The 22,657-nt window shown below is 37.3% G+C and carries 24 protein-coding genes; 13 read left to right on the top strand and 11 right to left on the bottom strand.

Features of this window, described 5'->3' with window-relative positions; genetic code table 11:
• Window positions 1-210 precede the first annotated feature (210 nt).
• Both V6670_RS19140 and V6670_RS19135 read right to left on the bottom strand, forming a co-directional pair.
• Window positions 211-720: a hypothetical protein gene (locus tag V6670_RS19140; RefSeq protein WP_058844479.1), complete on the bottom strand. Its 510-nt coding sequence runs from the start codon at window positions 718-720 to the stop codon at window positions 211-213.
• 15 nt (window positions 721-735) lie between these two features.
• On the bottom strand, window positions 736-1,425 hold the full coding sequence (locus V6670_RS19135; RefSeq protein ID WP_141904878.1) for a phenylalanine--tRNA ligase beta subunit-related protein: 690 nt from the start codon (window positions 1,423-1,425) through the stop codon (window positions 736-738).
• Between the two features lie 59 nt (window positions 1,426-1,484).
• Between V6670_RS19135 and queG the strand changes: the two genes are divergently transcribed.
• Window positions 1,485-2,615 (top strand): tRNA epoxyqueuosine(34) reductase QueG, encoded by a 1,131-nt coding sequence (queG, locus tag V6670_RS19130; protein ID WP_058844477.1) that lies wholly within the window; start codon window positions 1,485-1,487, stop codon window positions 2,613-2,615.
• 330 nt (window positions 2,616-2,945) lie between these two features.
• Window positions 2,946-3,419, top strand: coding sequence for a tRNA (uridine(34)/cytosine(34)/5-carboxymethylaminomethyluridine(34)-2'-O)-methyltransferase TrmL (gene trmL / locus V6670_RS19125; protein WP_141904879.1), 474 nt, complete (start codon window positions 2,946-2,948; stop codon window positions 3,417-3,419).
• A gap of 38 nt (window positions 3,420-3,457) precedes the next feature.
• On the opposite strand, the gene V6670_RS19120 is transcribed toward trmL, so the two are convergent.
• The gene (locus V6670_RS19120) at window positions 3,458-4,303 is read right to left on the bottom strand and encodes a VOC family protein (RefSeq protein ID WP_141904880.1); all 846 of its coding nucleotides are present in this window, start codon (window positions 4,301-4,303) and stop codon (window positions 3,458-3,460) included.
• A gap of 390 nt (window positions 4,304-4,693) precedes the next feature.
• On the opposite strand from V6670_RS19120, the gene V6670_RS19115 reads away from it, so the two are divergent.
• Window positions 4,694-4,867, top strand: coding sequence for a hypothetical protein (locus tag V6670_RS19115; RefSeq protein WP_186436195.1), 174 nt, complete (start codon window positions 4,694-4,696; stop codon window positions 4,865-4,867).
• 79 nt (window positions 4,868-4,946) lie between these two features.
• Window positions 4,947-5,777, top strand: a complete 831-nt coding sequence (locus tag V6670_RS19110; protein WP_141904881.1) for an aldo/keto reductase — start codon at window positions 4,947-4,949, stop codon at window positions 5,775-5,777.
• A 47-nt stretch (window positions 5,778-5,824) separates the two neighbouring features.
• Here V6670_RS19110 and V6670_RS19105 read toward each other — a convergent pair whose 3' ends face one another.
• Together V6670_RS19105 and V6670_RS19100 are read right to left on the bottom strand one after the other, a co-directional pair.
• Window positions 5,825-6,664: an RluA family pseudouridine synthase gene (locus V6670_RS19105; protein ID WP_141904882.1), complete on the bottom strand. Its 840-nt coding sequence runs from the start codon at window positions 6,662-6,664 to the stop codon at window positions 5,825-5,827.
• Window positions 6,665-6,718: 54 nt separating this feature from the next.
• Window positions 6,719-7,144: a disulfide oxidoreductase gene (locus tag V6670_RS19100; RefSeq protein WP_036118605.1), complete on the bottom strand. Its 426-nt coding sequence runs from the start codon at window positions 7,142-7,144 to the stop codon at window positions 6,719-6,721.
• 188 nt (window positions 7,145-7,332) lie between these two features.
• On the opposite strand from V6670_RS19100, the gene V6670_RS19095 reads away from it, so the two are divergent.
• Both V6670_RS19095 and V6670_RS19090 read left to right on the top strand, forming a co-directional pair.
• A complete protein-coding gene (locus V6670_RS19095) occupies window positions 7,333-8,448 on the top strand; it encodes a GAF domain-containing sensor histidine kinase (RefSeq protein WP_036118602.1) in 1,116 nt (371 codons plus the stop codon).
• Window positions 8,449-8,460: 12 nt separating this feature from the next.
• Complete coding sequence (locus tag V6670_RS19090) at window positions 8,461-9,108, top strand: response regulator transcription factor (protein WP_036118599.1); 648 nt, start codon at window positions 8,461-8,463, stop codon at window positions 9,106-9,108.
• Between the two features lie 72 nt (window positions 9,109-9,180).
• Here V6670_RS19090 and V6670_RS19085 read toward each other — a convergent pair whose 3' ends face one another.
• Window positions 9,181-10,302: a response regulator gene (locus V6670_RS19085; protein WP_036118596.1), complete on the bottom strand. Its 1,122-nt coding sequence runs from the start codon at window positions 10,300-10,302 to the stop codon at window positions 9,181-9,183.
• Window positions 10,303-10,868: 566 nt separating this feature from the next.
• Here V6670_RS19085 and V6670_RS19080 point away from each other — a divergent pair.
• Together V6670_RS19080 and V6670_RS19075 are read left to right on the top strand one after the other, a co-directional pair.
• Complete coding sequence (locus tag V6670_RS19080) at window positions 10,869-11,795, top strand: YafY family protein (RefSeq protein WP_141904883.1); 927 nt, start codon at window positions 10,869-10,871, stop codon at window positions 11,793-11,795.
• Window positions 11,796-11,860: 65 nt separating this feature from the next.
• Window positions 11,861-12,604 carry an effector binding domain-containing protein gene (locus V6670_RS19075; RefSeq protein ID WP_338651874.1) on the top strand — a complete coding sequence of 248 codons (744 nt, stop codon included), beginning with the start codon at window positions 11,861-11,863 and terminating at the stop codon, window positions 12,602-12,604.
• 18 nt (window positions 12,605-12,622) lie between these two features.
• On the opposite strand, the gene V6670_RS19070 is transcribed toward V6670_RS19075, so the two are convergent.
• From V6670_RS19070 to V6670_RS19055, 4 genes are all read right to left on the bottom strand, one after another.
• The gene (locus V6670_RS19070) at window positions 12,623-13,531 is read right to left on the bottom strand and encodes a cation diffusion facilitator family transporter (RefSeq protein ID WP_338651873.1); all 909 of its coding nucleotides are present in this window, start codon (window positions 13,529-13,531) and stop codon (window positions 12,623-12,625) included.
• A 189-nt stretch (window positions 13,532-13,720) separates the two neighbouring features.
• Window positions 13,721-15,040: a hemolysin family protein gene (locus V6670_RS19065; protein WP_170829877.1), complete on the bottom strand. Its 1,320-nt coding sequence runs from the start codon at window positions 15,038-15,040 to the stop codon at window positions 13,721-13,723.
• A 444-nt stretch (window positions 15,041-15,484) separates the two neighbouring features.
• Entirely contained in the window at window positions 15,485-15,901 is a 417-nt protein-coding gene (locus tag V6670_RS19060) for a hypothetical protein (RefSeq protein ID WP_141904886.1), read from the bottom strand.
• A gap of 171 nt (window positions 15,902-16,072) precedes the next feature.
• Complete coding sequence (locus tag V6670_RS19055) at window positions 16,073-16,276, bottom strand: YheE family protein (RefSeq protein ID WP_141904887.1); 204 nt, start codon at window positions 16,274-16,276, stop codon at window positions 16,073-16,075.
• Between the two features lie 212 nt (window positions 16,277-16,488).
• Here V6670_RS19055 and V6670_RS19050 point away from each other — a divergent pair, with 212 nt between their 5' ends.
• The 4 genes from V6670_RS19050 to V6670_RS19035 all read left to right on the top strand — a co-directional run bounded on the left by V6670_RS19050 (window position 16,489) and on the right by V6670_RS19035 (window position 20,310).
• The gene (locus V6670_RS19050) at window positions 16,489-17,631 is read left to right on the top strand and encodes a DUF445 family protein (protein WP_338651872.1); all 1,143 of its coding nucleotides are present in this window, start codon (window positions 16,489-16,491) and stop codon (window positions 17,629-17,631) included.
• 15 nt (window positions 17,632-17,646) lie between these two features.
• The gene (locus V6670_RS19045) at window positions 17,647-17,994 is read left to right on the top strand and encodes a YlbF family regulator (RefSeq protein ID WP_141904889.1); all 348 of its coding nucleotides are present in this window, start codon (window positions 17,647-17,649) and stop codon (window positions 17,992-17,994) included.
• A gap of 147 nt (window positions 17,995-18,141) precedes the next feature.
• Window positions 18,142-18,804, top strand: a complete 663-nt coding sequence (locus V6670_RS19040) for a ribonuclease H family protein (RefSeq protein WP_036118570.1) — start codon at window positions 18,142-18,144, stop codon at window positions 18,802-18,804.
• Between the two features lie 594 nt (window positions 18,805-19,398).
• On the top strand, window positions 19,399-20,310 hold the full coding sequence (locus V6670_RS19035) for a copper amine oxidase N-terminal domain-containing protein (RefSeq protein WP_338651871.1): 912 nt from the start codon (window positions 19,399-19,401) through the stop codon (window positions 20,308-20,310).
• Window positions 20,311-20,566: 256 nt separating this feature from the next.
• Here V6670_RS19035 and V6670_RS19030 read toward each other — a convergent pair whose 3' ends face one another.
• Entirely contained in the window at window positions 20,567-20,962 is a 396-nt protein-coding gene (locus V6670_RS19030) for a hypothetical protein (protein ID WP_141904891.1), read from the bottom strand.
• 173 nt (window positions 20,963-21,135) lie between these two features.
• Between V6670_RS19030 and V6670_RS19025 the strand changes: the two genes are divergently transcribed.
• Window positions 21,136-22,641, top strand: coding sequence for a coproporphyrinogen III oxidase (locus tag V6670_RS19025; RefSeq protein WP_338651870.1), 1,506 nt, complete (start codon window positions 21,136-21,138; stop codon window positions 22,639-22,641).
• The last annotated feature ends 16 nt before the right edge of the window (window positions 22,642-22,657 follow it).

Below are 22,657 nucleotides of genomic sequence, written 5' to 3'. Positions count from 1 at the left end.
AAAGGCTCTCCATACATAAATGTAGGAGAGCCATGGATGGCGTTTTCAAACGGAATCAAGTTGGTTGAGTATGGCTTTTGCCTATAGTTGGTCATTAGTCATCGGTCATACAGTAACAGGTAACTTGTTATTGGTTTGAGGCAAGTTAGCTCAAAAGCTGAATTTGAAAACAGCACATCCAACTCGGTTTGGAGTCTCACCGCCCCGAGATTAGAAATAACGAGAATCGTCAAAGTTAATTTGTATACTATAATTTTTTGAATTAATAAGATTGGATAGTTTATGTGCATCTTTTTCGAGTTGAATTGCTCGTTCTCGATATGCATCAGGCTCATACAAAGTGATTTCGTATAACATTGCATTTTCACCATAGCCAAATCGGACACTTTCTTTTTCACGCATACTAAATTCTTTACACAATTCAGCCTCGGCACGGAGCTGTGTCGCCAATTCGATGGCTTCTACTAGTGCTAACTTTTCACCTTTAAAATCGACGGAGTTTTGAATGTTCGCTTCATATACTAAACGGTCTAGCGTACGTGCATCGAGACGAATTTGTGCTAGGTCAGCCTCAATAAGGGGGAGAGCACGATTACTTGTTTTAGGAGCTTGTCCTTTTTCTACTGTCACAACAGCACTACGATGTAGTTCACTAACAAGCTCTTGAGTTTTCTTCCCTAAAATACTTTTTAGTTTAACTGCTTCTGCAAGATTAATCATGAAAACACGTCCTTTTTATAGTGTTGTAGATGGCGCATTATTTGATAAAAGTGCGGTTTGATAATGACCGCCATGGATTTGATTAAACATTTTTCCTGCTGACGAAAGAAGTTCGTTTGCTGCTTCAGTTGTTAACGATGGTCGGAGATAAAATATATGTAATGCCTCAGTCGTTTCCTCTGTAACAGCTGTGCGTTTAGAATCGACAAAAGGTGAGCCAAATGCTCCTACTTCATCACGACTATATAGAATATTTGTTAATGTATTCAATCGCCCATTTAAACCTTCGTAACTAATTTCATCATGACCAAGAGCAATTTCCACAGACCCTTTGATTGGAGCGACATCATACAGCCCAATTGGCATTTCGTATTGGAGAGAAAAGAAATTATTTAAATCAACACCTGAATGAAGTGGTGTTAAATAGTTTTGCTTACTAATTCGACGCATTAGGCTTTCTGCTGAATGACGGTAACGGTTTGGATCAGCACCAAGCTTTTTCCATAGCTGTCTCCATTCTGCGACACCCTCACGCTGTGTCACAGGTTGTTCTTGCATTTCTAGAAAGAGATTTTCCTGATACAATTGCATACGTCCCTTAATCATTTGAGGGGATGCTGCTACGACAATTTTGGTATAATGAATAATGCCGATTTTTAGCTCGGGATGTTGTGCTAATAGAGATTGGTTAATGGAAATTTCCAATGAACATCACCTACTTTATCTATTTCTATTATTGTACCATGTAAGGAGTTGGAAATAAAATGAACATACATGACCTACAACGTGACTTTGTGGCATATGCGATGTCCATTGGCGTTGATAAAATAGGTTTTACAACAGCAGCTCCCTTTACAGAACTAAAGAACAGATTGCGTCGCCAGCAGGAGCTAGGCTACCAGTCTGGTTTTGAAGAAAGTAATATTGAAAAACGTACCGAACCCCTTCAATTATTAAATGAAGCAGAGAGCATTGTAGCGATAGCCGTTGCCTATCCTTCGCGTATGCAAAATGCACCAGTAGGTAAAAAAGGTGCAAGGCGTGGAATTTTTTGTCGAGCTTCATGGGGTGTCGATTATCATACAGCAATACGTGAACGTTTGAAGTTATTATCTGCTTGGCTTGAGGAACACGTCGAAGGTGTGCGAATTGAATCGATGGTAGATACGGGAGCACTTGTAGATCGAGCTGTAGCAGAACGTGCAGGCATTGGCTGGAGTGGAAAAAATTGTTCCATTATAACGCCTGAATTTGGCTCTTATGTGTATTTGGGAGAGCTCATCACAAATATACCTTTTGCACCAGATAAGCCAATGGAGGATGAATGTGGAGATTGTCGATTGTGCTTAGATGTTTGTCCGACTGGCGCCTTAATCCAAGGAGGACAACTGAATGCGCAGCGCTGTATTGCCTTTCTGACCCAAACAAAGGGATTACTGCCTGATGAGTTCCGAAATCATATCGGCAATCGTCTTTATGGCTGTGATACATGCCAGACAGTATGTCCTAAAAATAAAGGGAAAATTAATTGGATGCATGAAGAATTTATGCCAGATCCAGAGCTTGCCAAGCCATTATTAACTCCTCTTTTAACGATTTCTAACCGAGAATTTAAGGCGAAGTTTGGTCATGTCTCAGGCTCTTGGCGTGGGAAAAAGCCTATCCAGCGTAATGCCATTTTAGCACTCGCTCATTTTAAAGAAGAAGCTGCCATACCAGATTTAATCGATGTTCTTCAAAAAGATGAACGTCCTGTCATTCGTGGCACAGCTGCATGGGCTTTAGGCAAGATAGGTGGAGAAATAGCCCAATCTGCTTTACATGAAGCGGAAGTTACAGAACAGGATGAAGAAGTACTCAGTGAAATTCATAAAGGGTTGCAGTTTTTCCAATAAGTTGGGTCAGGGGCAATTGGTTTACTTGCTTTCCATTAGAGGGTAAAATCAGTCTCTCGAATTGTCGGAGGAGTGACTCTAGTTTGAACGGAGGGTGCTCCAAAAGGTTGGGGTTTCGTTCATAAAGGAAGTCGGTTCGCTCTAAAAGAGCCGTGCCTGCTCATAATATGTAGAAAAGTCGCTCCCAAAGAACTGTGGCCCGCTTATCCAGAGGGAAAACCGACTCAAAAGAACTGAGTCTCATTTTATCCGAGGGGCTACTCATTCTGAAAAAATTGGCTCTGTTCAAGAGCCTGATGAAAGAAATTTTGAATAAGGAAGTGTGTCGTTATGCCATTGCATATCGTTTTATATCAACCAGAAATTCCAGCTAATACAGGGAATATTGCTCGTACTTGTGCTGGTACGAATACATCGTTACATTTAATTCGTCCACTAGGTTTTTCGACGGACGATAAAATGTTGAAACGAGCAGGCTTAGATTATTGGCATAGTGTGAATATTGTCTATCATGACTCACTTGATGATTTTATAGAGCATTCTAAAAATGGAGATGTTTATTTAATCGAAACGTATAGTGATGAGCCGTTTACGACGCATGATTTTAGTGATCAAGATCGAGATATTTATTTTATGTTTGGAAAAGAAACGACAGGGTTGCCAAAGGACTTTGCATATGATCGACGAGATATGTGCTTGCGTATTCCGCAAAGTGATCATGTACGTTCACTCAATTTGTCTAATACGGCTGCCATTGTCATTTATGAGGCATTACGACAACAAGGCTATCCAGGTTTACATTAAAAAGGCAGTTCTCCGCATGTGAGAACTGCTTTTTAATACTAAAACTTCAATAACACAACATTCCCAGCAGGGTCTTCTGTTTGGAATCCACCAGCAATTTCTATGACTGGTGCACCCATTACACGAAGGTTTCCTTTCATAGTGGCTGCTTGTTCTTCGTTATCTAGTCGCAAGGAGAATGTTTTCAAGCCGACTTGGTTTTGGCCAAGCTTTGGAGCATTTTCTGAGTGCCACGTGTTTAAGCCGATATGATGATGATAACGGCCTGTTGAAATGAATAATGCTTGGGAACCATAGCGTGTGACAATCTCAAAACCTAAGCCTTTAGTATAAAAATGCTCAGCTTCTGCTAAGTTGGAGACAGATAAATGAATATGACCCATCACTGTACCAGCAGGAAGTCCATTCCAGTTTCCATCGCCTTCTTCTAAAATAGAACGGATATTGAGTGGTTCTGTCACCATATGCACGTAATCATTATGCCATGTCCATTCGCTTTCATCACGATCCACATACACCTCAATACCGTTATGATCAGGATCATTTAAATAGAGTGCTTCACTGACAGCGTGATCAGAAGCCCCAAGGTGTACACCTTTGTCGTGAAAATGAGTAATGACATTGGCTAGGTCACGGCGAGTTGGCAATAATAAGGCGAAGTGATAAAGCCCTGTCGTCATGCTTCGCTTTTCTTCCACTGCTTCAGGCTGAACAATGGTTAAAAGAGCAGTTTCTCCATCGGCAGTCAACGTAGCTTTATGTGATTCTTGCTGTAAAATTTTAAAGCCTATTATTTCTTGATAAAAAGTTAAAGAGCGTTGGAGATCACTTACTTTTATTTCAACATTCGTTACATATGTGTTAGGTTTTTCATGGAAATGCATATAGGATACCTCCAAATAGTTATCTTTTTTTATTAAGTTACTTTATGTAAGTTAGTTTATTTTAAAAACAAAGGAAAGTCAAGTATTTCTATTGTTCCACAAAAAAAGAAAATCACTAAGCCTTGCAAAATGCTTAGTGATTTTCTTGAGATATTATTTGTCTGCTTTGTAGTCGCCTTCGTATCCAGCGGTAAAAATAGCTGTTAAGAAAGCAACTGTTACACCAATGATTAATAATAATTTCATGGAAGTACCCTCCTCATGTTCTAAAGACATCTTTTTTTAGTATAGCCTATCTATTATAAAAATGAAACGACATAGCGGAATAAAATATGTCAGAAATGGTTCAAACATATCGATATCGGGAAAACTATAAATGAGGTGATCATTATGGAAAAAAAAGTGCCAAACATTGAAAATGGTTCAATGGCTAGAGATATGAAAGAATTAAAAGATTTGGGCAAACAGATGGAGCATTTACGAGATGGTCTTGAACTGGCAGAGGATGAACGTATTGCTGACCCGATACAATTGGAGGAGGATACGGGAATCGAGAAAAAGTAAGGTTTAAAACAGTTGCTTTATTTTTCTTAAATCCAATTTTTTGTATAATGGTACTAAGAAAAGAAAGGGGTTGTGCTTCTTGCATTTACAATCAACGAAAACATTATCAAATGGTGTAGAAATGCCTCGATTTGGTTTAGGTGTTTATAAAATGACCGAACGTGAAGAAACATTACAGGCTATTGATAAAGCACTTAAATTTGGTTATCGAGCTATTGATACAGCGTCGTTATATGGTAATGAGGTAGAGGTAGGGGAAGCGATTCGTCATTCAGGCATTCAACGTGAAGATATATTTGTTACGACAAAAGTGTGGAATAATGACCAAGGGTATGATGCCACATTACGTGCTTTTGAGGTTTCATTAAAGAAATTAAATATAGATTACCTAGATTTATATTTAACCCATTGGGCTGTCCCAGAAACTTTTGAAGAAACCTATCGAGCAATTGAACGCCTATACGATGAAAAATTAATTCGTGCGACAGGTGTATCCAATCACCATGAGCATCATTTAGAAAAAATACTGGCAAAGGCAAATACGGCTCCGATGGTCAATCAAGTGGAGTTACATCCTTATTTACAGCAGCTCCCATTACGCGCATTTTGCAGTGAACACCAAATTGCTGTTACTGCATGGTCACCGCTAGGGCGCGGAGGCGTACTTACTGACCCTGCAATAGTGGAAATAGGGCAAGAAATCGGAAAGACGGCTGCTCAAGTAGTGTTACGTTGGCATTTACAAAACAATACATTGGTTATTCCTAAATCAGTGACACCAAGTCGAATCGAGGAAAACGCACAGATTTTTGACTTTGAATTAACACAAGCCCAGATGGAGAAAATGGCTACATTAAATCGAAATCAACGATTTGGGCAAGATCCTGATCATTTCAAATTTGATTTTTAGGAAATAAGTAAATCCCGCTCTCAAATAGAGGGCGGGATTTTTTTTACTTACTGCTCGTCCTTGACGGTAATTCGTTTATTTAAAAATGGATGTTCAAATTCTAATTGAATCGCATGGAGCTCGTAGTCATCACTTGCAGTTTCACGTGCGCCATACATTGTATCACCAATAATCGGATGGCCGATATAGGCTAAATGAACACGAATTTGATGCGTTCGTCCAGTTTCAAGAATGAGGTGGACAACACAGGAATTTTTGTAGCGGGCCACCACTTCATAGTGAGTTACGGCATGCTGTCCCGTTTTGGATACAACCCGTCTTGTCGCATGATGGCGGTCCTTTCCAATTGGTTCAGCAATCGTTCCTGATGATGTACGTAAATTACCCTGTACCTCTGCGGCATACGTACGAATAATGGATTTTTCCTCAATCATTCGATCAAAAATAGACTTTGCTAATGGGTGTTTTGCTACAAGTAATAAACCTTGTGTCCCTTTATCAAGACGATGAACATGCTCGGCGTATATACCACCTTGTTCTCTAATATGTGCCATAACATGATTCATACAAGTATGTGTATCACGAGCATCATTCGGATGTGTTGCCATGCCCTTTGGCTTCGAGACGATTAAACAATGTTCATCTTCATAGACTACATCAATAGCACAAACAGGTGTTGGTTTGTAGTTAGATGTCGGAATGGGAAATGTAAATTTTATAATTGTCCCTGCCTGTAAAGGTGTATTCCATTGAATCAGCTCATCATTTGTCAAAGTGATTGCTTTAGCCATACGTAATTCATGGACTAGCTTTTTGCCAAGTCGCCATTGATTGCGTAACAGCTCTTCAACATTTAAGTTATCTTCAGTTATTTCATAATGAAACATAGATCTTCCTCCGTAGAAAAGACCGCATTCCATTGGTAGAACACGGTCTCTCGATTATTTTGCAGCTTTTGAAGCTTTTATTAAATAGAAGCTTGCCCCTGCGATTAAAATAAATGCAGTTAATGCTAAAAACGGAATAGTAATAAAGCCTAGCCAGTTAATATATTGTCCTGTGCAAGAAACAGCGCCGCAGGAAGGGGCATTGTCAGCTAAAAAACTTAGCTTTTGAATTCCGTAATGGTAAAGTGAGATACAGCCTCCAATCACAGAAAACACAGCTGTTGTGACAGCGATACGCGCATTTTTTTGGATCAATGCTACTGTCGTCATAATGACGATTGGGTACATAAAAATACGTTGAATCCAACACAATTTACAAGGTTCATAGTGACGAATTTCAGAAAAGTATAATGAACCTAGTGTTGCTACAGCAGACACTATCCATATAAATAATAAGCCATTTTCCTCTTTTTTAGACATATCCATTCTTCCCTTCATAAAACCATGTACTTGTTCGATTATAGTTGTTCTAGTTTTATATGTAAATCAACTTACACAAAATAAGGTATGTTATGAATTTCAGTCTAAAGTATGAACGACTCAAGCAGACGTCTCCAATCCCTTAATGGTATCATTAACAGTAGTAATGCTAAAGAAGAGGTGTTTTCGTGAGGGAGAATGAGCATTCCAATATTAGTATTTTAAAGGAAATTGCTGAACTATTAAATGAAGAAACTGAAATTGTCACAATGCTAAAAGGTGCACTCATCAAATTTTTAAATGGCACTAAATTTGAAACAGGCTGGATTTTTTTTATTGATGCAAAGGGACGCTCAGAGCTTGTTGTCCATGAAAATCTACCAGAGGCATTGGAATTTAATAATTGTCATTATTTAAACAAGGGTGGCTGTTGGTGCGTCTCCCGTTATCGCAATGAAGAGCTAAAAAAAGCCTCCAATATAATTGAGTGTCAACGAATTGAAAGTGCCATTGCAGCAAATGTTGGCGATCATGAAGGAATTACACATCATGCCACGGTACCCCTTCAATCTGGACAAGAACGTTTTGGTGTATTAAATGTTGCATCCAAGGACACGGTACGCTTTTCAGAGGAGGATCTAGCTTTATTAGAATCCGTTGCATTTCAGATGGGTTCAGCTATTAAGCGAATTTTACTGACAAAGCAGGAGCAAGAAATGGCACTTGTGAAGGAGCGTAACCGTCTAGCACGCGACCTACATGATTCCGTTAATCAACTACTATTTTCTGTTACGTTGACAGCGAGAGCTGGTATTGAGATGACGGATGATTGTGATGTGAAAGAAACATTTAAAGAGATCCAGCATTTAACACAAGATGCACTAACAGAAATGCGTGCGCTGATTTGGCAATTGCGACCGAAGGGATTAGAAAATGGCTTACTTGAAGCCATTAAAGTATACGCTGAAATGCTTGGCTTAAAGCTACATGTTATGGTTTCTGGTGTACTGCAATTCCCCTCTCGTATTGAAGAAACATTATTTCGTGTAGCACAAGAGGCGCTCAATAATGTGCGTCGTCATGCAGGGGTGCTAGAAGCAGCCTTGTATATTACGGTTACATCGACAGATATTTTATTGGTGATTCGAGATGAGGGACGAGGCTTTGTCATCGACAACAATACAAAGCTGCTTTCAATGGGCTTACAATCTATCAAGGATCGTGCAAAATCAGTTGGTGGCACTGCTGACTGGGTAAGTGAAATTGGCAAAGGTACGGAGCTGCTCATCCGCTTGCCATATTAAGGGGGAGAGAACATGATACGTGTATTAATTGCAGATGATCATCATGTGGTGCGTCGAGGACTATTGTTTTTTTTAAAGACACAAAAGGATATTGAGGTTGTGGGAGAGGCGAAAAATGGGCATGAAGCTGTATCATTAGCAGAGAGCATTCAACCAGATATTATCTTAATGGATTTAGTGATGCCTGAGATGGACGGCATTCAGGCGACAAAACGCATCAAAGCAAAATTTCCACAAATAGAAATTCTAATGCTGACTAGTTTTTCTGATCGAGATCATGTAGTTCCAGCAATGGAGGCGGGAGCAGCAGGCTATCAGTTAAAAGATATTGAGCCAGATGAATTGGTCTTATCCATTCGTCGTATTATGCGTGGCGAAAATACATTGCATCCAGAAGCAACGACAACGCTTGAAATGGATCGTCAAGAGTCACAAAATGCACCACATTTATTAAATCCACTAACACCTCGTGAGCAAGATGTGCTTGCAGAGCTGACAAAAGGAAAGAGTAATCGAGAAATTGCATCCTCACTTTTTGTCACAGAAAAAACAGTGAAAACGCATATTTCCAATATCTTTACAAAGCTACAAGTGCAAGATCGTACACAAGCAGCACTATATGCGGTGAAGCATGGTCTAACAGAGGGTAGCGGTATTTAAACATTTTTCAAAATACACATATAAATAAACGGCGAGCTACTACAAAACAAAGTAGTGCTCGCCGTTTTTACATTATTTATATTGAACAAATAATTTTTGGGAAATCTCTAATAAGGTAGCACTTGGTGTCAGTGCTAAATCTTCCTGAAGTTTTTGTTTATATGTTTGAAAAATTTTATAAGCTTGTTCGTGAAGCCCTGCCTGAGTCAACGTGTATAAATAATGTTCAAGCTTTTGTTCATTGTAAGGGTCATACTCAAATAAAGCATGTAGAAATTCAAGAGCCTTCTCAGTATCAGAAAGAAACGTTGTTTGAAATCCCTTCTCTAATAACTCTATGTATGATTTCGTTAATCTATCTTTAGCGGCAGTTGACCACTCATAATCATCGAATACAAAGAGGCCATTTTTATAAATAGAAAGACATTGATTAATCAAAGAAATGGAGGGAAACTCCAAGCGTGAAAAATCTTCATGAAGTTTTTGAAAATCATATAGATCACACACAATAGTTGGTTTCTCAAAGATATAGTATTTATTTGAAAAGACGATACAGTTTTCATAGCCGATCATATTCAAAGTCTTTCTTAAATAAGAAAGAGCGGTATGGAGATTAGATTTAGCTCGTACATAGTCTAAATCTGGCCATAGGATTTCAATTAAGTAATCCCGATGAATCGGTATGTTTGGGTGCAAAATAAAGTAAGCAAATAATTCCTTCGTCTTTTCTGTTTTAAAAGCCACTAAGCTATTATTGCTATAGACTGCGAATTGATCAAAGCATTGTACGTTTAACACAGTTTGCGTAGCTTGCTGAAGCATTTGCTGGATAGAATATTCATGCTCAATGCGAGCTACCGTTTTTTCTAAACGAGCAGGACTGATAGGCTTTAATAAATAGTCCAGACCACCAATCTCATAGGCTTGTAACGCAAATTCATGATAGGAGGTAATAAAAATTACGCTCACTTGTGGACGTTCCGTTTTGATAATATCAGCTACTTCAAGTCCAGATAATTCTTGGAGTTTTACCTCTAAAAAGATAACCTCAAACTCTAAATTAGGCAGCTCATTCAGAAAAACTTCGACACTTGTAAAGGTTTGAATAACCTGTATTTGTTGAAAGGCATGTAGTTTATTTTGAAAATAGTGTAAAGCTAAAGGTTCATTGTCTATTAAAACGGCTCGAATCATATCAAACTCTCCTTTTTACAATTAAATTGATAACGATTAAACTCTAGTTCATTTTTGGTGAAAGGCTTCCTATATAGAGTGAAGGGCAAGAAAAGTGAACATCACGTAACTTTTCTATTAAAAATTTGATACTAGAAAAAAGCAATCAATGTTGTAGGATTTTCACAGGCGAGAGTCAAAGAATCCTGTAGTATATTGTCACACACCACGTCAAATCCCTTCATAGAAAGTATTCGCCGTTCATTATATAGAAGATAAAAGTTTTTTATGTTGTGTAAGAGAATTGAAATAATTGTTTAGGCGTTTATTATTAAACTATTCTTATAAAAAAATGAAATAGCATCGTATTGGGAAATAAAAGCTAGACATGTAGCCAAAGTATTGTATTTTCTTATATTGTAAAAATAGTATAATCATTGTAATAATTAATCAGGCGTTATTATAGTACATTTGTCTTAAATAAAACTCAAAAAGTACTTAAAAAATACTTAAAAAGATAGGTTGTTAGTAATTGAAACGAAAAGTTGTATAGGAATTATGGGATATGGATGGAGGAGGATTTCGCTATGAAATTAGAACGTCTACTAACAATGACGATGATTTTAATCAATCGAAAAAAAGTTAAGGCACAAGAACTAGCGGAGCTATTTAATGTATCCGTTCGGACGATTTATCGAGATATTGAAACACTAAGCTGTGCAGGTATCCCTGTTATTAGTCAACAAGGTGTGAATGGTGGCATTCGTTTAATGGAGGGTTACCGTGTTGATAAACAAGTGTTGACGAAGGATGAGCTTATTTCACTTTCTACAGCTATTAAAAGTGCCTTGACTACCTATGAGGATTCGCACGCTGAAGCAGTTCTTGAAAAATTAACAAGTATTGCTGATGACCAGGTCAAACAATCTATGGATCACCTTTTTGTAGATTTTAGTCCTTGGGGGCCGAACGTTCTTTTTAAAGAGCATATGACGACATTAAAAAATGCAATAGAGAGCATGCATTGTGTAAGCTTTTACTATTCTACTACGCATGGTGAACAAACAAGTCGGATAGTTGAACCTCATACAATTGTTCAGAAAGGAAAGACATGGTATTTATATGCCTATTGCACATTAAGAAAGGACTTTCGTTTATTTAAACTTGCGAGAATCAAGAACTTATTGCAAGAGGAGACTATCTTTGAGCGTAAGGAAGTGAATTTAAGTGAACTGCCATGGGGGCAAAAATGGCATCAACCACAAAACGTCGTCAATTTAGTTATTTTTTTTGATAAAGCCATCACAACATTGGTGGAGGAATCTTTTGGAGCAGAGTATATAGATCATGAGCAGTCTATCATTAATATTGCCATACCAGAGGATGAATGGCTTTATAGCTTCTTGCTTAGCTTTGGTCATCGTATAAAAATCATAGAACCGCTATATATAAGAGATATTATCCAAAAACGCGCACAAGAAATTGTCCTTTTATATAAAAATCAAGACAATTGATGACATACAGCTGTCAGGTTTCCTTTGCTATAGTAAGAACAAATAAAGCGAGAGGTGGAATGACGATGCAAAGCTATTGTCAATGCTGTGGTATGCCATTAGTAGATGAGGCATTATTAGGTAGTGAAAAAGAAGGGCACAAAAATCAGGAGTATTGTACATATTGTTATGAGGGGGGAGAGTTTAAACAACCCCAATTAACAGTGGAAGAAATGATCGAAATATGCGTACCACATCTTAAGGAAGATGGTATGCATGAAAATGAGGCACGTCATATGCTGACATCCTTTTTACCAAGTTTAAAACGATGGAGAAAAGGTGAGTGGAAAGAGCCAAAAATGGTGAAATTGGATTCCTTTCAAATCATAGGAATTTCAGCCCAAACAAGTAATGCAAATGAAATGACAGCACAAGCTAAAATCCCACAATTATGGGATCACTTTTACCAGCAAAATATTTCAGGCCAAATAGCTGAACGTAAAAATAACAATATTTATGGTTTGTATTCAGACTATGAGACGGATGTGAACAGAGATTACGCCGTTACACTAGGTGTAGAAGTGTCAAGTAATGATGATGAAGCACCAGCTGGTTTAGTCGTTAAAACGATGCCAACAGCTAAATATTTAGTTTTTACATCTGAGAAAGGAAGCATGCCAGAGGTTGTTATCCAAGCTTGGCAAGAGATTTGGGCATGGTTTGCAAATGCTACAGTTGAACGAACATATACAGGGGATTTTGAATTGTATGATGAACGATGCGCTAATCCACAAGAAGCACAGGTAGATATTTATATCGCCATTAAATAAAAACAAGTCTCTTACCAATCAATTGGTAGGAGACTTGTCGTCGTTTTGTGGAGGAATCAATTCTACATGGGGCTCGATATGCACAAGAATCTGACAAAAGCGATTTTCGCGCATAATGGTATGCTCAATTTCTTCAGTAATGCGGTGACTTTCAAAAACATTTAAATAAGGGTCAACGGTAACCGTTATGTCGATGAAGTACATATTCCCATGTGCACGACCTTTAAAGTCCAAGAGCTCGATTACACCATCCACATTACGGATTAAGACCGATAATGTCTCCACTTCATCAATATCAAATGCATCTGTCAGACTTTGAACAGCTTCCCAGAAGATTTCTACTGCTGTTTTAATAATTAAAAACGCAACAATGAGGGCTGTCAGAGAATCGATGATCGGAAAGCCAAAAATAGCTCCAAAAATACCGATGGCTGTGCCGATACTGACAAGGGCATCCGAGCGATTATCAAATGCTGCTGCCTTAACAGCGGCACTTTTAATTTTTTTAGATAGTGCCAAATTATAGCGATAAACGACATACATGACAACGGCACTACCGATTGCTACATAAGCAGTTAGCAGGGAAGGCGTTGTACCAGTTGGCTGCCATAAACTTTGTAAAGAATTAATAAGTACTTGGAGACCGACTACAAGCATAATGAATGATGCAACTAAAGAGGCAACCGTTTCTGCACGTAAATGTCCGTATTGGTGGTTGGAATCAGGCGGTCTTTGAGCAATGCGTAATCCAATCAATACGGCGATGGAGGCGATGATATCCGTGGTATTGTTTAAACCATCTGCTTTTAATGCTTCTGATGTACCAATGTAGCCAATAGTAAGTTTGGTAGAGCTTAGGATTAGATATGTACCAATGGATAGCCAAGCACCTTTTTCCCCTTGCCGTAAATTTGTATAGAGCTCCATTTTGTTTCCTCCTCGCAAAACTTTCGGACATTATAAAACGACTCCCTCTTAAAAAGGGAGTCGTTTTATCTATTTATTACGGTATTTGCTCCCATCTATAAGATGTGAAGGAAAGACCATATTTATAGCTCGGATTATACAAGCGTGATTTCAATAATACCATGACAAGTACAACGAGGCAATTCAATTTCAGTCCATGACTGCGTCAAATTCATTTGATAAATCACTTTCAGGTAATTTCAGAACTTCTAAGTATAAAATATGGTGCCCATCTAATTCTTTTGCGATAAATTCAAAGCCTTGCTCCTGAATACTGTCTCCTTCGACTGCATCAAAACGCTTCGTCATGAACCAACCGCCGATCGTATCAATATCATCATCTTCTATGTCAGTACCTAGTATATCATTTACATTTTCAAGAAGCATCTTAGCATTTAAAATAAAATGATTTTCTGCAATTTCCTGTACTTCTGGGATTTCATCTTCATCGAATTCGTCTTGAATATCGCCGACAATTTCCTCAATAATATCTTCAATCGTCACTAGACCAGATGTTCCGCCATATTCATCCATTAAAATGGCCATATGAATACGTTCACGTTGAATTTTTAGTAACAAATCGTTAATTTGCGTTGTTTCCATCACTCGAATAATCGGTTGCATATAGTCCATAACAGGCTTATCACCATTTTTGGAGTCTTTAATGTAAGCGGTTAACAAATGCTTCATGTTGACTAAGCCGATAATATGGTCTTTATCCCCATCAAGAATTGGATAACGAGTATACTGCTCGACACCCATTAAATCGAACACTTCTTTAATTGTTAGCTCTTTTTCAATGCCGACAATTTCAGTCCGAGGAACCATAATTTCTTTTGCAAGACGATCTGAGAACTCAAAAATACTGTTAACATATTCATATTCTGAGTTATTAATTTCTCCACCTTTTAAACTATCCGACAAAATCATTCGCAGCTCTTCCTCTGTATGGGCTACTTCTGATTCTGACATCATTTTTAAGCCGAAAAGACCAGTTAAACCACGGGCAGATCCGTTTAATAACTTAATGATTGGATACGTAATATTGTGGAATAAAATTAATGGGCCAGACAAGTTTAATGTGACAAATTCTGCTTTTTGGATGGCTAATGTTTTTGGCGCCAATTCCCCAATAACAACATGCATAAACGTTACGATTGAGAATGCAAGTATGAATGAAAGGATAGATGTAATACTACCATTCAAATTTAGAAATTCAAACACTGGGTGCAAAATGATTTCGAATGTAGGTTCACCTAACCAACCTAAACCAAGTGCAGTGATGGTAATACCTAACTGACACGCAGATAAATACTCATCTAAATCTGAAACAACTCGTTTTGCATTTTTCGCTTTCTTATGCCCTTCTGCGAGCAATTGATCAATGCGGGTAGATCTCACTTTTACGATTGCAAATTCAGTTGCAACGAAAAATCCTGTCATTATAATTAGTAGGGCGAATGCCGCCAACCTAATGGTTATCTCCAATATGTCTCCGTCCAAATAATTCCTTTGTTCCCGCCCGAATGAGGGAAGTAAACAAAGTGTACACCTCCTATGATTTAAAAAATTGTTGGATGTCTCAATAATAAATTATTTAAAAGAAAAACACAAATATTGACAACGATTTTTTCGCTAGTTTTTCCAGTACCTTTTTGAAAAAAAGTAACTAGATTCAAATACCAAAAGATTGTAATTGCCATAGCTATATGCTAACTTTAAAAAGAGCAAAGATAGTTTGTTTAGGGAAAGAAGCATTTTGCATCTCATATATTACGACACGTCAAAAAATCTCAAGAGTGCTTTAGCTTGCGGATTTTTTTAAATGAATTATTTTTTATAGCTAAAAGGGGAGTCTCGATTATTTGAGACTCCCCCTTTCTATGCAAAAAAACGTTGCCATTTTTTACTCGTTTATTCTTGTTGGAACCGTAATTTTAAACATGCCTTTTCAACATCATGAACGGTTTCCTTGCTAGGTATTACGCCTGTGAAGGGAGCAATAGATACAGGTGCTTTTTCTGTAATGCCCTGCTGTGTTAATACATAATTTTTTCCATTATACGTTAAATACAACGTTTTACTTGATTTCTTCCCGAAAGAGCTAGTAGAAGAATCAAAAAAGCCCTTTAATTGACTGCAATATTCATTGTAGAAGTCGCTTTTATAGCCAGAAAGTTCTTCGAATTTTTTACTATTCATAGTACCTGCTTCATCGGCTAGTTCGAATATTTTGGTTGAAAATTCTGAAAAAAATTCTTTTACTTTTGTACGAATTAATGCTTTTGAATTATAGCTGTTTAAGTCATCCGAAAGTGTGACTTTACTCATTGAAATGGCCCCCTGCATAAAAAACATTTACTATTAAGCTGATACCATAAATGTATAAGAAAAATATACAAATTTCAACATGAATCAACATAATTAGCTTAAAGGACGTGCTATTAGTTAGTAAATATAGGTAGTTTTATGCGGAATTATTACGAAAAAATGACTATTTTTTTAGTCATATACGTGGAACAGCATGAGTTCGTGTATCATTTTTTTAACATCCTCTTCGTTTGGTGGAATTGGTCCTATCCATTGAATTGTCCCATCCTTTATATATTCAGCCTGATATCGTTGTCGTTGATAAAAAAATGAAATAGCCCACCCAGGAATTTGGGTATTTTCAAATAATGGTTTAAAACTGAAATGCTGAATCATCATCAAACCTCGTTTCTATTGTATGTAGTTCATATTATTCAAGGATAATGGTAATTTTGCAACTATTCGCTTTTAGGATAGAAGTTAATAGCATGAGATTTGAAATTCTAAAGAGGGTATTTCTTTCGTAGAAAATCATTGCTCTGCTATAATGAGTGCAGAAGGCGACAAAATACGCCAATCGTGAATACAATTGAAATGAGAGGATACTAATGGATAATTTTATCGTGACATTACTTTTTATGGCAATTATTGGGGCAGCAATTGGTGGCGTAACAAATCATCTGGCCATTAAAATGCTTTTTCGTCCACATAACGCAATATATATTAAAAATTGGCGATTACCGTTTACGCCAGGTCTTATTCCAAAACGACGTGATGAATTAGCAAAACAACTTGGTCTCACAGTAGTAAATTACTTATTAACGCCTGAAACATTTAGAAAGAAATTTTTCTCAAAGGATATTCAGGACAAAGTAGAACAATTTGTGCAAGAAAAGGTTGAAGAGACAGTCTTTACAAACGATAAAACCATTCAGGATTGGCTAAACTTAGCAGGATTTTCGCAACTGCCAGCTACCATTGAGCAGAAGGTTGAAGCGATAGTTGAGGGACAATTTTCGGCAGTAAAGAATACACTATCAACAAAATCAATTCGTTCTCTGCTATCTGATGATATTCAAAATACGATTGATGCTAAAATTCCTGTAGCGGTTCATCATATTTTAGAAAAAGGTGAGGATTACTTTTTATCACCAGAAGGCGAAATGACAATCAAGGCGATGATTGATGATTTTTTATCATCAAAAGGCTCTCTTGGTGGCATGATCAATATGTTTTTAGGTGATTCCTCCTCACTTGTTGGTAAAGTTCAACGTGAGCTTGTGAAATTTTTACAAGCGCCAGGAACGTCAACATTACTAACAAAAATATTTACACAGGAATTGGAAAAATTAAAAGATCGACCAGCAATGGACTTTTTACAAGACGTTCAATTTGAACCTATTTTATCGAAATTACAAGTGTATGTGAAAGAGCAATTAGCAATCGCAGAACGTTTAAATCAACCGATTTCTTATTACTGGCCTGAAGGAAATGAGTGGGCGAAGTATACGGTGATTCCACAAGCTATAGAAAAAGCTTTTGTGAAAGCTGAGGAAAAACTTGAGGATGTACTAAAACGTTTAAACTTACAAGAGGTTGTTAGAGAGCAGGTAGACTCTTTCCCAGTAGAAAAATTAGAGGAGCTTGTATTAGGTATTTCAAAACGTGAGTTTAAAATGATTACCGTATTAGGTGCAGTTCTTGGTGGATTGATTGGGATTGTGCAAGGTTTAATTGTTTACTTTATTTAAAAGGAGAATGTATGAATGATTAATATTTATAATGACATTAATGCGTTAGAGGCAACTTTTCGGAAGATTCCTGAGTTTGAAGCTTTAAAAGCTGCAGTTGAAGTTGTAAAGAATGATGAAGAGGCATTAAATGTCTTTAAAAACTTCCGTAAAATCCAAATTGATTTACAGAAAAAACAATTAGCAGGTGAGGATATACTGGAAGATGAGCTTGTCTATGCACAAAAAGCAGCACAGCTTGCACAGCAAAATGAAAAAATCTCAACGATGCTTGAGGCAGAAATGAAGTTAAGTAAAGTGATTGAAGAAGTGAATCGCATTTTAATAAAACCTATTCAAGGTTTATACGAAGGAATTCAATAAATAAAAATGTGATAAATTGCAATTTAAAAAGGAATAATTGTCCTCGGAATTGCACATATAACAAGTAAGAAGAAAACGTGTATCCGCAAGTGGTCGGTACACGTTTTTACTTTATGTATAAGTCAGGGAGTATCGGAGGTTATGATTATGCATGTCATCATTGAATGGACCTATAAAACACCAAAAGGAGCAACAACTGTTTTACGTTCAGCTGAAATGCCTGCTGCTCAAGCATTATTACTAGCAGAGGATATGGAAAGAACGGGAAGAGTAAAATCGTTACATTGCATAGATCGGCAAGATACCAATTGGTCACTGAAAGAGCTAAAAGCCTATTTAAAGGAAATAGAGACGGAGCCGCATAATATTACTGTCTATTTTGATGGTGGGTTTGATCTTGGGACAAGGCAGGCAGGGTTAGGCTGTGCCATTTATTATGAACAAAATGGTAAACCTTTCCGATTAAGAAAAAATGCCTTTTCGTCTGAACTAAAATCAAACAATGAAGCAGAGTATGCGGCACTTTATTTAGGCTTAGTGGAGCTAGAATTGTTAAATGTTCACCATTTGCCTGTGAAGATTATAGGAGATTCGCAAGTAGTCATCAATCAGTTAAATGGGGAATGGCCTGCTTTAGAAAAGGAGTTAGCAAGCTGGGCAGATAAAATCGATGCCAAGCTAGAGCAGTTTAACATTCAACCGGAATATCAGCTGGTCTCCCGTAAAGATAATGCTGAAGCGGATCGTCTTGCTACACAAGCGTTAAATGGTATAGATATTACGGGCTTGAGAGAGATTGTAAAAGACTAACGAAGAAGAGGTGGCAGTAGTTACTGTTACCTCTTCATAGTGTTGAAAAACAAAACCATCCATAGAATTTTTGCAAAAGGTGAACATGGATTTCCGTTGCAGGCTACTTGCTTTCCTGTGCGTGAGCGGGAGTCAAGTAGCCTTCCACTTCAATCCATAAAAATGTTTCTTGTTAGCAAAGGTTTTGAAATAAAGTGAAGTATTCACTTTAGCAAAGGTTTTCAAATAAAGTGAAGGTATTCACTACTCTTTCTGGAGGGGGGGGCACTCATCGCTTCTCCACATTGACAATAAGAGACTATCCTTTCTCTACTCATAAAAAATAATGAGTTATCTTCACTACGGCTCGTATGAAAGATAAGGAAAGGACACTTTTGTACATGGTTGATTGGAGTGAACGCAGTGAGTGAAGCTTGCTCATCGGATGCCCCCTGGAAAGAACACTGGCAGAACGGACATCAACCATCGCCTTTCAAAATGGCTGTTTCTGCTGATGACATCACCTTTTTTCATAAATTTCTCTGCTTATGATGAAACTTTTCCCATTTTAAAACTACTACTCCTTTGAACCCAAACAATTAAGGAGAGATTTTTATGAACATGAAAAAGTTAGCACCAGTGGCAATGACTGCATTATTATTTGGAAGTGCCATGGTGCCAATAGCTTCAGCAAATGAGCAGCATGCTACAGAAGCAGAAGTACCACAAATTCAAATAGATCCAGTACACATTTTCAATAATACGCGTGGTACTGTGGAAGATGTTCGTGTTGGAGAAAACATTACATACTATACTGTAAAAGACGGCGAGCAAATAAATGTATTAGAAATGACGAAAGATACTCTTGTGTTTGACAATACAGGTAAGAAAGTGGATCTTCAAAAAGGAGATAAAGTAATCGCTTATACATTTGCCAACAAGCCTCAAAAATATATTTATCCACCACAATTCAATCCTGAGGTTGTCATTGTAGAATCAGAAGAAGTTGGCTTTGTTGAAGTTGATTATTTCTTTGAGGATTTAACGAATACGTATGATATGTTAAAACTAAATATCGGTAATGAAACAGAGCTATTAAACGCAAAAAGTGAAAAAGTAGAGGCTAAAGATTTAACAGAGAAGCACCTAGTTGTTTTCTATACAGCCTCTACTAAAAGTATTCCAGCACAAACAACACCATCTAGAGTGATTGTACTGGATGATTATCCCGCAACTACGACGAATCCAGTAAATGAAGAAATTGATAAAATTATTTCATCAGACTCTTACGAAGTAGAAGGTACAAAAATGGTGCCATTACGTATAATTGCTGAAAAGCTTGGCTTCAAAGTGGACTCAACTGGTAAGGGGGCTATTCTTACAAAGGGGAATATGTCTTACACATTGACACGTGGAGAAACAACATTTGGCTATAATAAAGCATTACGCACACTAAAAGTAGCACCAACACTGAAAGACACAAAAACCTATGTATCGGTTGAATTTGTTGAAGAATATTTAAAATAAAAGATTAAAGATGATATCAATAGCTGAAAAAGACTTTTTGGCAAGGTAAGAGGTTGATTTTCGTTCCGCCAACGTCCCTTTCCATGGACGTCCGACTCCGGGAGGATAGCGAGGCGGCGAAACTGATTTTGTTCGGCGTAAAAGCAGCAAGTAAGTTGCCTAAAACGAAAAGCCTTTTTCGAAAGTTTATTGTTTGTTTTTTAACACTAGGAGAGTATGCCGAAAGTTTTTGGCATACTCTTTTCATTTGTGGTCATTATGCTATTGCTATGGGATAGTAGTTTTTCAAGGAAGCATAGGTAGGATACCTTTTTGCAAATTGTTGAAGACATTGCTTAAAAGACACTGTATTCATAAAATTTTTGGCTAATGTCATTTCATCTGAATACAGTAAAAATTGCTGGGAGTGTTGTTGAATAAATTCTCTTGCTTTTTCATAGTGCTCATTGATAGAGATGGCACCATAAATGTCTTGTTGGTCGATTATATAGATAAAATCACAAAGAACATGATGTGTGCCATATCTAAATAAAACCGTTACATATAATGTTTTTTCATCACAACGTTCTAAGTCAAACTGGTGAAATGTTATTTCTATTTGATGTATAAAGCGAGAAATGTCTATTCGGTTGCTATTTTTTAAAATAAACACTATCAACACCACCTTTTTAAAAATTATAATGATAAAGAAATAGTTTGTCTATTTAAAAACTGAATATTCTGTTATTTTAGGATTATAATTGTTACTTTGCTTAAAGACATAGAAATTTGTTAAACTTAAATCTGCACTATATCTGGAATAAGAAAAGAAGAGAGCGAAATAAGATGAAAATTATTCACATAGATCAAAAATATCCTGAGGATTGGATAAGGGTATTAAATCATATAGCGAATTTATTTTTTGAGGATTCCAAGCTGAAGGTAGAACCAGAGGGAGCAGATATGTCTGCATCATTTGACTATCAGACTGGGGACGATTTTTCCATTTCTACAAAAGCAGTATTGTCTGTAGATGGGCAGCAATATACAAATGAATATAGCATTCAATATGAATCAGCAGCGACTGATCGTGAGCTAAATATTCGTATGAAACGTGCATTATCACATGTATTTTTAAATGTGCTTGAGCAGCATACGGGGATGCATCAGCAATGGGGGATTTTAACAGGTGTGCGCCCAACAAAGCTTTATCATAAATTTAGAAAAGAAGGGAAAAGTGAACAAGAGATTGCTGATCTTTTGATTCGAGATTTCCGTTTATCAGAGGACAAGGTGGCACTATTAAAGGAAATTGTGGAACGACAATTAGTAACCATTCCTGATATAGATGAGATTGGGCAAGAGATTAGTGTTTATATTGGCATTCCATTCTGTCCGACGAAGTGCGCGTATTGTACTTTCCCAGCCTATGCGATTGGTAGTAACCGTAAGCAAGGTCGTGTGGCAACATTTTTAGATGGCTTGCATATTGAGCTGCGCGAAATGGGCAAATGGTTAAAGGACAATAATATGAAAATCACCTCTATCTATTGGGGCGGCGGCACACCAACTTCAATTGAGGCAGATGAAATGGACGCCTTATATCAAACAATGCATGAGTCTTTCCCGAATCCCGAAACAATTCGAGAGGTGACTGTTGAAGCCGGCAGACCAGATACAATTACACCTGAAAAATTAGAGGTACTAAAAAAATGGGGCATTGATCGTATTAGCGTTAACCCGCAATCATATACAGATGAAACATTAAAAGCAATTGGTCGTCATCATACGGTTCAGGAAACCATTGATAAGTTTTGGCTTGCACGAGAATCAGGTATGAACAATATTAATATGGATCTCATTATTGGATTACCGAATGAAGGGGTAGACGAATTCCAGCATTCCTTAGAAGAATCCGCTAAGATGCAGCCTGAATCATTAACGGTTCATACGCTATCATTTAAACGAGCGTCAGAGATGACACGTAATAAGGATAAATACAAAGTTGCGGATCGCGATACAGTGGCTGAAATGATGGAAATGGCACAGGTTTGGACTAAAGAAAATGACTATGTTCCATATTATTTATACCGTCAAAAAAATATTTTAGGTAATTTAGAAAATGTCGGCTATAGTAAGGCTGGTGAAGAAAGTATCTACAATATTGTGATTATGGAAGAGGTGCAGACAATCTTAGGGATTGGCTGTGGAGCATCCTCTAAATTTGTTCATCCTGAGACAGGAAGAATTACGCAATTCCACAATCCGAAAGATCCAGCAGCCTATATTATGACCTTTGAAGAGGCTATTGGGAAAAAAATAGAGTTTTTAGATGAATTATATAAAGCATAAAGGTAAAGGCAATCTG

Source organism: Lysinibacillus sp. Y5S-8 (genome assembly GCF_036894365.1).
GTDB lineage: Bacteria > Bacillota > Bacilli > Bacillales_A > Planococcaceae > Lysinibacillus > Lysinibacillus fusiformis_D.
This window is presented reverse-complemented; position numbering and strand designations above follow the sequence as displayed.